Annotated in this window: 15 protein-coding genes; 7 read left to right on the top strand and 8 right to left on the bottom strand. The window is 61.2% G+C overall.

Translation table 11 applies throughout. The annotated features are described in order from the left end of the window. Positions 1 to 65 precede the first annotated feature (65 nt). From AC25BC_RS18105 to AC25BC_RS18085, 5 genes are all read right to left on the bottom strand, one after another. Positions 66 to 701, bottom strand: coding sequence for a tetratricopeptide repeat protein (locus tag AC25BC_RS18105; protein WP_012758914.1), 636 nt, complete (start codon positions 699 to 701; stop codon positions 66 to 68). 112 nt (positions 702 to 813) lie between these two features. Next, entirely contained in the window at positions 814 to 939 is a 126-nt protein-coding gene (ykgO, locus tag AC25BC_RS18100) for a type B 50S ribosomal protein L36 (RefSeq protein WP_003542835.1), read from the bottom strand. Between the two features lie 163 nt (positions 940 to 1,102). Next, positions 1,103 to 2,179, bottom strand: coding sequence for a 5-(carboxyamino)imidazole ribonucleotide synthase (locus tag AC25BC_RS18095; RefSeq protein ID WP_012758913.1), 1,077 nt, complete (start codon positions 2,177 to 2,179; stop codon positions 1,103 to 1,105). Further along, on the bottom strand, positions 2,176 to 2,670 hold the full coding sequence (gene purE / locus AC25BC_RS18090) for a 5-(carboxyamino)imidazole ribonucleotide mutase (protein ID WP_003552651.1): 495 nt from the start codon (positions 2,668 to 2,670) through the stop codon (positions 2,176 to 2,178). The genes AC25BC_RS18095 and purE overlap by 4 nt, the downstream gene beginning before the upstream one ends. An 18-nt stretch (positions 2,671 to 2,688) precedes the next feature. Continuing rightward, the gene (locus AC25BC_RS18085) at positions 2,689 to 2,892 is read right to left on the bottom strand and encodes a YdcH family protein (protein WP_003552650.1); all 204 of its coding nucleotides are present in this window, start codon (positions 2,890 to 2,892) and stop codon (positions 2,689 to 2,691) included. Between the two features lie 228 nt (positions 2,893 to 3,120). Here AC25BC_RS18085 and AC25BC_RS18080 point away from each other — a divergent pair, with 228 nt between their 5' ends. Next, positions 3,121 to 3,294, top strand: a complete 174-nt coding sequence (locus AC25BC_RS18080) for a YdcH family protein (RefSeq protein ID WP_003552648.1) — start codon at positions 3,121 to 3,123, stop codon at positions 3,292 to 3,294. Positions 3,295 to 3,500: 206 nt separating this feature from the next. On the opposite strand, the gene AC25BC_RS18075 is transcribed toward AC25BC_RS18080, so the two are convergent. After that, on the bottom strand, positions 3,501 to 3,761 hold the full coding sequence (locus tag AC25BC_RS18075) for an ArsR/SmtB family transcription factor (RefSeq protein ID WP_003552646.1): 261 nt from the start codon (positions 3,759 to 3,761) through the stop codon (positions 3,501 to 3,503). A gap of 166 nt (positions 3,762 to 3,927) precedes the next feature. Further along, positions 3,928 to 4,692, bottom strand: coding sequence for a sulfite exporter TauE/SafE family protein (locus tag AC25BC_RS18070; RefSeq protein WP_012758912.1), 765 nt, complete (start codon positions 4,690 to 4,692; stop codon positions 3,928 to 3,930). A gap of 107 nt (positions 4,693 to 4,799) precedes the next feature. On the opposite strand from AC25BC_RS18070, the gene AC25BC_RS18065 reads away from it, so the two are divergent. Further along, positions 4,800 to 5,453 (top strand): thiamine phosphate synthase, encoded by a 654-nt coding sequence (locus AC25BC_RS18065; protein WP_012758911.1) that lies wholly within the window; start codon positions 4,800 to 4,802, stop codon positions 5,451 to 5,453. Between the two features lie 10 nt (positions 5,454 to 5,463). Then, entirely contained in the window at positions 5,464 to 6,546 is a 1,083-nt protein-coding gene (locus AC25BC_RS18060; protein WP_012758910.1) for a tetratricopeptide repeat protein, read from the top strand. A gap of 15 nt (positions 6,547 to 6,561) precedes the next feature. On the opposite strand, the gene AC25BC_RS18055 is transcribed toward AC25BC_RS18060, so the two are convergent. Continuing rightward, positions 6,562 to 8,304, bottom strand: coding sequence for a hypothetical protein (locus AC25BC_RS18055; RefSeq protein ID WP_012758909.1), 1,743 nt, complete (start codon positions 8,302 to 8,304; stop codon positions 6,562 to 6,564). Between the two features lie 340 nt (positions 8,305 to 8,644). Between AC25BC_RS18055 and AC25BC_RS18050 the strand changes: the two genes are divergently transcribed. From AC25BC_RS18050 to AC25BC_RS18035, 4 genes are read left to right on the top strand one after another with little or no spacing between them, the layout of a single operon-like run. Continuing rightward, entirely contained in the window at positions 8,645 to 8,974 is a 330-nt protein-coding gene (locus AC25BC_RS18050; protein ID WP_012758908.1) for an STAS domain-containing protein, read from the top strand. After that, positions 8,971 to 9,339: a response regulator gene (locus AC25BC_RS18045; protein WP_012758907.1), complete on the top strand. Its 369-nt coding sequence runs from the start codon at positions 8,971 to 8,973 to the stop codon at positions 9,337 to 9,339. The genes AC25BC_RS18050 and AC25BC_RS18045 overlap by 4 nt, the downstream gene beginning before the upstream one ends. Continuing rightward, on the top strand, positions 9,336 to 11,375 hold the full coding sequence (locus tag AC25BC_RS18040) for a chemotaxis protein CheA (RefSeq protein WP_012758906.1): 2,040 nt from the start codon (positions 9,336 to 9,338) through the stop codon (positions 11,373 to 11,375). Before AC25BC_RS18045 ends, AC25BC_RS18040 begins: the two co-directional genes overlap by 4 nt. Beyond that, entirely contained in the window at positions 11,372 to 11,881 is a 510-nt protein-coding gene (locus tag AC25BC_RS18035) for a chemotaxis protein CheW (protein ID WP_012758905.1), read from the top strand. Before AC25BC_RS18040 ends, AC25BC_RS18035 begins: the two co-directional genes overlap by 4 nt. The last annotated feature ends 25 nt before the right edge of the window (positions 11,882 to 11,906 follow it).

Genomic DNA, 11,906 nt, shown 5'->3' with positions numbered 1-11,906 from the left:
CGCATCGTTCCCGCTCTATTCTAAAATTGCGCGGCACGATCCGACGTCAAGGCCGCCGTCCGGAATCAGGTGCGGTTGCCGGCGAGTTTTTCCGCAAGTGTGTTGGCCTGTTCTTGCGCGGTGCGTTCGGCGGGATAGATATCGAGAAAACGCTCCCACGCCTTCAAGGTCAGCTGATCGTTACCGGAATTGCTGAGGATCGCCGCCATGCCGGAGAGCGCGCCGAAATGACGCGGCTCGAGATCGAGTACACGTTCGATGTCGGACATCGACTTGCGATAATTTCCCATGACGAAATTCAGCGTGGCGCGGCGGTTCCAGCTTTCGGCATAATCGGGCTTCAGCGCGATCGCCTCGTCGAGGAAATCGAGGGCGGCGGGGTTGCGCTTTTCCTCGATCGCCTTGTCGGCCCACTGCATCAGCAGATTGACGGTGGCACTGCCCGAATCGTTCCATTCCATGCGGATTTCATTGGCGATGCCACTGGCTTTTTCGGGATCGCGTTCACGCTTCAGCTGGCTGAAGAGCTGGTCGAGGTGCTGCTTCGGCGAATTGTTGGCATCCGCCTGCTCGACGATGACGTCCTTTTTCGCGACGGCAGCCGACTTTTCCGCGGCGGCGGCCGGAAAGGAGGGGGTAAGGAGAATGAGGGCGAGCGGCAGCGCCGCTGATGTCAAAGCAAAAAAGCGCATGGCGGACATATTAGCCCGCCAGCGCCGAAGATCAAACAAATTTGACGTGATCACCGCAGCGACCCACCGGATATATCTGCCGGCGCAAGCGCACGCGGCAGGGCGATCCGGACGCGCGAAATCAGCCCTGACGAGCCTTGAAGCGCGGGTTCAGCTTGTTGATGATGTACATGCGGCCCTTGCGGCGAACCAGACGGTTGTCACGGTGACGAGCCTTGAGCGACTTGAGCGAATTCTTAATCTTCATTTTTTTGATCCGCGATCTCTATGGGGAATTCACATTCGCCCGTATCTTTAACAATCAAAAGCGCGCCATCGGGCGCGCTGTTTAGGTGGGGGAGCAGATACCCCGTCACCTTTTCCGTGTCAACCACATGAAGGTGTTTTTCCCAAGGCGCAGAGGTGTTTTCTCAGGTCCAAACCGGCGATTTCGGCGTCACGGTGGTGACATGACCCATCTTGCGGCCGGGGCGCCACTCGGTCTTGCCGTAGAGATGAACCAGCGTGTCGGGGCGCCGCAGCCAGTCGGGAACGGCAAGGATATCGTCGCCGATCAGGTTCTGCATGACGCAGTCGGAATGTCGCTCGGCATTGCCAAGCGGCAGGCCGGTGACGGCGCGGATATGCTGCTCGAACTGGCTGACGACGCAGGCGGCTTCCGTCCAGTGACCGGAGTTGTGGACGCGCGGCGCCATCTCGTTGGCGATCAGACCGCCATCGGCAAGCACAAAGAATTCGATGCCGATGACGCCGACATAGTTCAATGCGGCAAGGATTTTCTCGGCCGATTTCCGCGCGGCGTCCGCCGTCGGCGCCGAGATCGCGGCGGGAACCGTCGAGGTGTGGAGGATGCCGTTGCGGTGGACATTCTCGGCGGGATCGAAGCAGACGACCGTACCGTCGGTGGCGCGGGCGGCGATGATCGAGACTTCACGCTCGAAGGCGACGAAGCTTTCGAGAATGAGCGGCACGCCGCCAAGTGCTGCATAGGTGCCATCCGGGCTGTCGGCCGCCGAGCGGAAAACCTTCTGGCCCTTGCCGTCATAACCGAGACGGCGGGTCTTCAGCACGCCCTGGCCGCCGAAATCCTTCAGCGCCGTTTCGAGATCGGCCTGGCTGTGGATCGCATGGAAGCGTGCAGTGGTTATGCCGCAGCCGTTGAGAAAGCGTTTTTCGACGAGACGGTCCTGGGCGGCTTCCAGCGCCTTCGGCGGCGGATAGACCGACACGCTCGCCGAGAGCTTTTCGGCGGCTGCGACAGGCACGTTTTCGAATTCGTAGGTGACGACATCGCAGATATCGGCGAGTTCGGCGAGTGCCGCCGGATCGTCATAGGCAGCGGTAATCTGCCGGTTGGCGAGCTGGGCGGCCGGGCAGTCCGCCTGCGGCTCGAGGATGACCGTGCGAAAATTCAACCTGGCGGCGGCAATCGCCAGCATGCGGCCGAGCTGGCCGCCGCCGATAATGCCGATCGTTGTTGCCGTCATAGGTCGTCCATCGGGTATTCGGCGACGGCAGCACTCTGGCGCTCGCGCCATTCGTCGAGCCGGTCGGCAATTTCTTCGTCGGAAAGGGCAAGTACGGCGGCAGCGAGAAGGGCGGCGTTGACCGCACCAGCCTTGCCGATGGCGAGCGTGCCGACCGGAATACCGGCCGGCATCTGTACGATGGAAAGGAGGCTGTCCTGGCCGGACAGGGCTTTCGACTGGACCGGCACGCCGAAAACTGGCAGCGGTGTCAGCGAGGCGGTCATGCCCGGCAGATGGGCAGCGCCGCCGGCGCCGGCGATGATGACCTTGAAGCCCTCCGCGCGTGCGCCCTTGGCGAAATTGACCAGCCGGTCGACTGTACGGTGCGCCGAAATGATGCGCGCGTCATAGGGAATTTCCAGCGCCTCCAGCGTGTCGGCGGCGTTTTTCATGGTCTCCCAGTCGGACTGGCTGCCCATGATGATGGCGACGGGTGGTCTGTCTGTCATCGTTGCTGCTATTCCCTCTCAGGCGATGATGTCAGGGATGATCTGATCTTCCAGCCTGGAGAGCCTGTCCTTGATGACGAGCTTCTTCTTTTTCATGCGCTGGATCCGCAGAGCGTCGCATCCGGTCTGGATCATGGCGTTGATCGCGGCGTCGAAATCCTCGTGCTCCTGGCGCAAGCGCGCCACTATGAGCCTGATTTCCGCCTGTTCCTGATCGGCCATATACATTCCCCGTTATCGTCCCTGGACCTTGTCCGATCTGCCGATGATTTCCGCAAGCTCCTATCATCAAATACAGGTAACGGCTAGTTAGTCTTGATCATGAAATTGCCATCCAGTCTTCATCTTTTGGCCTTCGACAAGCCTTCAAAAATGTGTCACAGTCCCGCCCGTTGACACCTTGATCCCCGACGATGTTGGCCGGGGAGGGTAAGAGGAAGGAAGGGTCATATGACTGTTCAAGCTCATCTTGAGTCACTCCAGAAAAAGCATGTCGCTCTCGAGGAGGAGTTGCACGCGCTCAGAACATCTCCCTCTATTTCCGATACGGCACTTGCCGATTGCAAGCGTCGCAAGTTGCGCATCAAGGACGAGATTCAGCGTCTTAAGTCATCCGTCCACTAATCTTCCCAAGGATCGCCGGACGATCATCTTGCGCAACAAGGTAAATCCATCCATTCCACCAAAAATCAGCAAGAACCGGTGATTTGACACCAGATTTGCGCCAGCCCGATGCATCCGGCATCGTGGCTGGCGCTTTTGGGTCCGCCACGTCTCACATCGCGTTCTTATGATTCACATCGTATTCCCAGATCGCATGGGAACATGCATCAGGCCCAGAACTGATCCAGCCACAAATTGAGCTTGTCGAAGCCGCGGTTGTTGACCGCGTAGATACGTTTGGTGCCTTCCGAGGTCACGGAGACGAGATTGCTGTCGAGAAGCGCCTTCAGGTGCTGCGAAACAGCAGGACGGCTGATCGGCAGGCCTTCGGCGAGCTCATTGACGGTCCGGGGCGCGCGACGCAATTCCTCCAGCAGAAACCGCCGGTTCGGATCGGCAATCGCAGAGAAGGGGTCCGTGTTCGACATGGCGGGAACGCTACGTCAAACCGGCCGCGCCAGCAAGGAAATTGTGCATTGCAGCGTGTCACTGCATAATTCCTAAAATCGGAGTCGATTTCAGGAATTATGCAGCCGTTCAAAGTGCCACAGCGTCCTTTGCGCCTCTCGAAAGATGTGCGGCGCTGTATGACTTCTACCAGCCAAGGCCCTCGCCTACGATCAGGAAGGCGGCGATCAGCGCCATCGCATACATGAAGGGATAGAAGATCTGTGGCCTCATCCGGCGCACGCACCAGGCGCCGGCGATGGTGGCGAGCGGGGCGAAGGGCAGAAGCGTCGCGGAGGTCGCAAGGTTCTGGGTGTCGAGCTGGCCGAGCGCGAAATAGGGGATCAGCTTGATGGCGTTGAGGATTGCGAAGAAGCGCACGCTGGTGCCGGTATATTCGCGCGGCTGCAATTTGAGCGGCAGGGCATAGATCTGGAAGGGCGCACCGCCGGCATGAGCGACGAAGCTGCCGTAACCGGAAAATGTCCCCCAGAGGCCGGCGGCCACCGGCCGCTGGCCGCGCGGCGGGATCACCTTGCCGGCGCCCGGGCCGAAACTGTTCCAGAAATAGCGCAGGCAGAAGAGGATGGTCACCGCGCCGATGACGATGCGCAGCATGTTGCCCGGAACCAGCGCCGAGGTCGCCCAGCCCAGCGCGATACCGAAGATCGCGCCCGGCAGCATGATTTTCAGCGTCGCCCAGTCGCCATGTTTGCGCCAGATGACGAGCGAGATCATGTCCATGAAGACCAGGATCGGCAGCAGGATGGCCGCTGCCTCGACGGGCGAGACGACGAGGGCGAGAAAGGGCAGGCCGATCAGCGACAAAGCGTCGCCCATGCCGCCCTTTGCGAGGCCCACCAGCAGAACGGCGGGCACGGCGGCGTAGTAGAATGACAGATCCTGCGGCATGCTTTCGACGTCCTCCTCTTGCCAGCCTCGTCTAACGGAACTACTCACACAAAACGAGTGCGGATCCCTCATTTCGAAGGGGAATTCGCAGGAAACGGAAAGACCCCATGACCGAACCGGAAAACCGCTGCCGCCTTGTGCTCATCGTGCCCGATATCGCCGATGCAGATGAACAGGCAAAGATCGTCGCCGACGCGCTGAAGGGCGGCGATGTCGCCTCGGTGATCGTGCCGCAATACGGGCTCGACGACGGCACCTTCCAGAAACATGCGGAAAAGCTGGTGCCATTGATCCAGGATGCTGGAGCAGCCGCGCTGATATCAGGCGACAGCCGTGTCGCAGGCCGGGCAAAGGCCGATGGCCTGCACCTTTCCAGCAATGCAGAGGCGCTTTCGGAAGCGATCGACAAACATGCGCCGAAGCTGATCGTCGGCGGCGGCAACGCGGCCGACCGGCACCATGCGCTGGAGATCGGCGAAGTCAGGCCGGACTATATCTTCTTCGGCAAGCTCGACGGCGATATCAAGCCGGAGGCGCATCCGAAGAACCTTGCGCTCGGCGAATGGTGGGCCTCGATGATCGAGATTCCCTGCATCGTCATGGGCGGCACCGATCCGGCCTCGGCGCTCGCCGTCGCCGAAACCGGAGCGGAGTTTGTGGCGCTGCGGCTGGCGGTCTTCGCCGAGCCTGCCCGGGCGCCGTCTGTCGTTGCCGAAATCAATGCGTTGCTTGACGAAAAAGCGCCACGGTTTGAGGATTGAAATCGCGCTCATGCCGATCCCGCCCGCCCGCCTTTTGAAATATATCCTTGCCAGCATGGCCGCCCTCGTTGCGGCCGGGCCGAATGTTGCCTTGGCGCAGGCGCCGGACAGCGTCATCAGCCAGCCGGGCACGGGGCCGGCTACGACCTTCCGCACCGACCGGCCTTCCAGGCCGGGTGTGCAACCCTCCGATGGTGTCGGCGTATTCGACCGCATGGGCGCGAACCTGCCGGATCTGCCGCCGGAGAAGGATTACAAGGGGCCGATCGACGAGGCCTATGGCGCCTTCCAGCGCGGTTATTACCTGACGGCGATGGACAAGGCGCTGCCGCGCGCCCAGCTCGGCGATCCGGCGGCGCAGACGCTGATCGGCGAAATCCTCTCGCAGGGCCTCGGCGTCAAGAAGGACGTCAAGAACGCCGCCTTCTGGTACGGCAAGGCGGCCGAAGGCGGCGACGGGGCGGCGATGTTCAAATATGCACTGATCCTGATGGAAGGCGAGGGCGTGCCGCGTGACAAGGTCAAGGCCGACGACTACATGCACAAGGCGGCCGAGGCCGGCAATCCTTCGGCGGAATTCAACTGGGCGCAGCTTCTCATCGCCGACAATCCCGGCGAGAAGGGACTGAAGCTCGCGCTGCCGTTCTACGAGAAATCGGCCGAGCAGGGCATTGCCGATTCGCAATATGCCGTGGCGCAGATCTATGCGACGCTGAAGGACCTGCCGGAAGAAAAGACGAAGCTCGCCCGCGAGTGGATGGCGCGCGCGGCGCGCGCCGGTTTCGACACGGCCCAGCTCGATCTCGGCATCTGGCTCGTCAACGGCGTCGGCGGGCCGAAGGATTACGTCAAGGGCTTCGAATGGCTGAAACTTGCCGCCAATGGCGGCAATGTCGCCGCGCAGAACAAGCTCGCCCATCTCTATATCAACGCGATCGGCACGGCGCCCAATCCGATCGAGGCGGCGAAGTGGTACGTGCTGTCGCGCCGGGCCGGGCTCGCCGATCCGGCGCTCGAGGATTTCTATCTCGGCATCGAGGACAATCAGCAAAAGGCGGCGATCGATGCCGCCAACAAATTCCGACGGCGATAGCGGCCGTATTCTAATTTAGAAAAGCGCGTCGGCGAAGAGGTCTTCATCGTTTTCGGCTTTGACGTTTTCGGCGGGAGCGGAGGTGCTGTCCTCGCTTGCCGGAATGATGCCGCGATGAATGCTGCGCTCCTGGACCATCGTATAGTGCTTGAAGATCTTGCGGTCGAGCGGCGCGATCGTCTCAGCGAGATCGGAGATATCGGCGACATCGGTGCCGGCGACGCCTTCGAGCAGATCGGCGCAGCCGGCAAGGACTTCGCCCAGATTATGCTGGAAATCGAGCTTGCCGATCAGCAGGCTGATCTTGGTGGCGACCTCGCGACCGTTCTCGGCGAGCACCTTCAACTCGTTTTCCATCACGTTGGCTGCAGAGCGGATGTTGCCGACGGCCGAGGTCAGGCTTTCTCCGAGATTTCCGGCTCCGGCATCGGTGGCGGGGGCGACGCGCCCGGCCGCGGCTTCGAGCGCCGGCAGGCCGTTGACGATGGCGTCGGCGGAATCGTCGAGCTTGCCGGCGAAGATGCGCAGCTCGGCGGTGACGACGTTGATCGACTTGCCTTCCTCGCCGAGCCGGCTGCAGCGCAGGTTGGTATTCAAAGCCATATAGTGAATGTCGGTCTTGACGGCGCGGATGTTGCCGATCGCTTCGGAGAGCTTGGCCGCCGTGCCGATCGTGGACTGGCTCACCTGATCGGCCTGGCGGCTTGCCGTATCGACCTGCTTGACGATTTCATGGGCGGCCGAAACGCTGGATTCCAGCGCGCGCATGAAGTTGCCGCCGGCCTCGCCGCTCTGACCGCTCATCTGATCGCGCAGCTTGAGAATCTCCCGCATGTCGTGATCGAAACTTGCGATCGTCTTGACGACGTTCTCGGAATCCCGCTGGAAATTTGCACACATGTCGCTCATCTGCGCCGCCGTCAGATGGTGAATGACGTTCTGGAGGCGCTGGCGCGCGCCGGCGTCGAGTCTGGCGCCATCCTCACCGGCAAAGAAATCTTCAAGCAGCGAAAAAGTAGCCTGCACATGCTCGATGCGCTGGCGAGTGATATCGCCGATCTGCAGGGCAGACAGGGTCGAGGCGACCTTGCTCTGGACGGCGCGGGCAATCGCGCCGACCTCGCGGGCGATGACGCCGAGATCCTTGCGATGGCCGGCGATCTTGGCGGCATCATCGCGCAGGGCTCCGGCGACGGCAGGAACGGTATCGGCATAGCCCTTCGAAACGCTGGCGCCAAAGGAGGCGGCGAGCTTGACCTCCTTGTCGAGACTGTCGAGATGCGTGGCAAAACGGTTGACCTCATCGGTACCGGAATAGATGCGCTCTAGGATCTCCTGGGCGAAGCCGGCGAATTCGGCAAGGCCGGCACCGGTAATCTTCACGGTCACCGCGAAGGTTCTGAGATAACGCATCGTCTCCTGCATGTCGGCGACGTGCTTGCGCAGTTCCCTGCCGGTATGCGCCAGCGAGACGAGCGCCTGCTGCCGGTTTTCCTCGGTGACGGGCAGCGCCATCAGGCTCTCCACCGTGGCGCGGAGATCGGCGCTGGTGTCGCTCGCCTCCTTGTTGTCGAGCGTCGTGGTGACGCTCTCGAGCGAGTTCAACAGACGGTTGAGCACATCCATCACCGAGAGCAGCACGGTGCCGCCTTCGAGGAAACGTTCCTCGACCTGGCTACGAGCAGATTCCAGGGTCTGGCTTATGTCCCGTCCTGATGAGTAGGCTGCAGCGTTCGGCGATACCAGAGCGTGTGCCACTTTTATACCTTTTCTTAAAATCCAGGCAATTCGAACTCTATTTTTACGGGCAGGATGGAAACGTCCGGTAAACGCGCCGGACTCGCCAGCGTTGTGATTAACGAAAGATGTTGATGGCCTGTCGGGGAAAGCCTAACGCTCGGATTGATGATTCAACTTATTGTTTTTATTTTACTTATTTCTAAATTTTGAGAAAAAAATACAACTTATCCCGGATGAGAATTGGGAGTCTGGGAATGCGCTATACGGCAGTTTCCTACAACCGCTGTTTACCCCGCATTAACGCTGCCGTGAGAGTCCTTTTAGGGTCGTCAAGTATTTTCTGGCCCAGGAGGCTGCATTGGATACTCAGAAACAATATTACGAATCTATAAATTTGCCGGACGTGCTCAGCATTCGCAACGTGTCCGAACTATATTCCAAGTTTACCGATGAATTTCATAGCAATGATACAATCATCATCAGCATTCCCGAGGGCGCAGAAGCGGATCTTAGTTTTGTTCAACTCATCGAATCCTCGCGCCGCCAAGCAAAGGCCAAGGGAAAGACCTTCAAGCTTTCTTCGCCGGCCAGTGGCTCGGTCCTGAAGGTACTTGAGCGTGCAGGTTTCATCGAATCCTTCGATCACGAAGACGCAAATTTCTGGTTGCATAAAGAGGTGACGTTATGAGTGCAAAGATCCTGACTGTCGACGATTCCGCCAGCATTCGTCTGACCACCAAGGTCACGCTGACCAATGCTGGCTATAGCGTCACCGAGGCGGTCAACGGGGCAGAGGGCCTCGCGACAGCCAAGGGCAGCAGCTTCGATCTGATCGTGACCGATCTCAACATGCCTGTCATGGATGGTCTGACGATGATCGAGGAACTGCGCAAGCTGCCGGCGCAGGCCGGCGTTCCGATCATCTTCCTGACGACGGAATCGGACGCCGATCTCAAGGCGCGCGCCAAGGCCGCCGGCGCGACGGGCTGGTTGACCAAGCCGTTCGACCCGGAAAGCCTGGTGAAGATCGTGAAGAAGGTTCTCGGACGATGAGTACGCTCGATCCGGTCGCCGTCTTCCGCACGGAAGCTGCCGAATGCCTCGAAGCGATCGAGGCTGGTCTTCTCGACCTGACCCACCAGCTCGACAACAAGGATCTCGTCGATGCCGTGTTCCGCGGCCTCCACACGCTCAAGGGCTCCGGTGCGATGTTCGGTTTCGAGGCGCTCGCCGCCTTCACCCATCATTGCGAAACAGCCTTCGATCGCGTCCGCAAGGGCGAGGTCGCGGCGACCAGCGAACTCGTCGCCGCCGTTCTCGCCGCCCAGGACCATATGCGAGCCCTGGTCGATCAGCCGGACGCCGATCACGGCGATACCGGGCATAAGCTTCTGGCACAGTTGCAAGCTGCCGTCGGCGGCAAGGAAGCAGTGCCGGCCGCTGTTGCCGCACCCGCGGCCGTGCGCGAGACCCCGGCGAAGAAGAAGAGCAGCTGGCGCATCCGCTTCAGCCTGCCTGCCAATTCGATGGCCAACGGCACCAACCCGCTCGGCCTGCTGGACGAGCTGCGCGATCTCGGCGAATGCACCGTGCGCGCCAACTCCTCGGCCATTCCGCCCCTCGACGCGCTGGCTCCGACGGAACTCCACATTTCCTGGGACGTGACGCTGACCAGCGAGCAAGACCGCTCAGCGATCGACGACGTCTTCATCTTCGTGCTTGATGATATGGAACTCAGCGTCGAGGAGATCGGCGGTACGGCAGCGGCAACCGCCGCTCCGGTTGAGGAAAAGGCCGCAACTGCCCCTGTCGCCGCGGTATCGGCGGCTTCGCCGACCAGCGTCCCGGAATTCCGTCCTGTCGAGGCGGTTCCGGCCAAGCGCGAGGCGCCCGCCGCCATCAGCCAGGCGAAGGCGGCCGAGAATGTCCGCGTTCCGGCCGAACGTCTCGATGAGCTGATGGACCGTGTCGGCGAGCTCGTCATCGCGCAATCGCGCCTCAGCCAGCTGGCCAGTGCCAGCGCCGATATCGCGCTGCGCTCCGTCTCGGAAGAAATCGAACGCCTCTCCGGCGAATTGCGCGACACGATGATGGTGCTGCGCATGGTGCCGGTCGCCACCCTGTTCTCCCGTTTTCGCCGCCTCATTCACGATCTCGCCCGCGAAACCGGCAAGGTGATCGAACTGGTGACGGAGGGCGAGAGCACCGAAGTCGACAAAACCGTCATCGAGCGTCTGGCCGATCCGCTTGTGCATCTGGTGCGCAACTCGATCGATCACGGCCTCGAAACGCCCGCCGACCGCCTTGCCTCCGGCAAGACCGAAGCCGGCACGGTGACGCTTTCGGCCCGCCAGGCCGGCGGCGAGGTGATCATCTCGATCAAGGATGACGGCCGCGGCATCAATCGTGAACGCGTTCGCGCCAAAGCGGAATCCTCCGGTCTCATCCAGCCCGGTCAGCCGCTTTCCGACTCCGAGCTGCTGCAACTAATCTTCGCCCCCGGCTTCTCGACGGCCGCGGCAATCACCAATCTCTCCGGCCGCGGGGTCGGCATGGACGTGGTGAAGAAGACGGTCGAAGCGCTCCGCGGCGCGATCGATATCGTCAGCCTGCCGGGACAAGGTTCGGAAGTGTCGCTGCGCATTCCGCTGACGCTCGCCATCATCGACGGCCTGCTGGTGCGGGTCGGCTCCGGCCGCTACGTCATCCCGCTCTCGGCAGTCGAGGAATGCCTCGAACTGTCGCTCGAGGAAGATCTCCGCTCGCGCGGCCGCAGCTTCATCTCGCTGCGCGACAGCCTGGTGCCGTTCCTGCGCCTGCGCGACCTCTTCCGCACCGGCACTAAGCCCGACGTGCATCAGAAGGTCGTCGTCATCTCGACCGGCACGGAGCGCGTCGGCCTCGTCGTCGACCAGATCATCGGCGACCACCAGACGGTCATCAAGTCGATGTCGAAACTGCACAATAACGTCGCGACCTTTTCGGGCGCCACCATTCTCGGCGACGGCAGCGTCGCTCTCATTCTCGACGTTGGGCACCTGGTTGCCGCGGGTCAGCAACAGGAGGCGCAATTGCGTGTAGCAGGATGAGTGCAACAGCAGCAGCCGAACGGTTCGACAAGCACTGGAGCTATGCCGAGGAAGTCGAGGTCCTGACCTTCGATCTCAACGGCGAAACCTTCGCGCTGGAAGCGGTTATCGTCCAGGAAATCCTGGACCTGCTTCCTGAGACCGCGGTGCCGGGCAGTCAGCCCTTCGTCGCCAGCGTCATCAACTTCCGCGGTAAGGTCATTCCGCTCGCCGATCTGCGTCTCGCCTTCGGGATGGAAGCAGCAGAGGCGACGATCGACAGCCGCTTCATCGTCATCGAGATCGACCTACAGGGCGAGCAGACGCTCGTCGGCCTCAGAACCGACAAGGTGAACGAGGTGACGACACTTGCAAAGTCCGCGAGCGAAGCCCCGCCCAGCATCGGCATGCGTTGGCGCGCCGACTACATCAACTGCCTGGTGAAGAGGGGCGGAGAATTCATCATTCTCCCCAATCTGCAGGCGATCTTTTCATCGAGGCACGATGCGGCGGGAGCCGTCAATTGACGCTGGATGAATTCAACGAGGGGTT

The sequence above is a fragment of the Rhizobium sp. WSM409 genome, from assembly GCF_057653825.1.
This window is presented reverse-complemented; position numbering and strand designations above follow the sequence as displayed.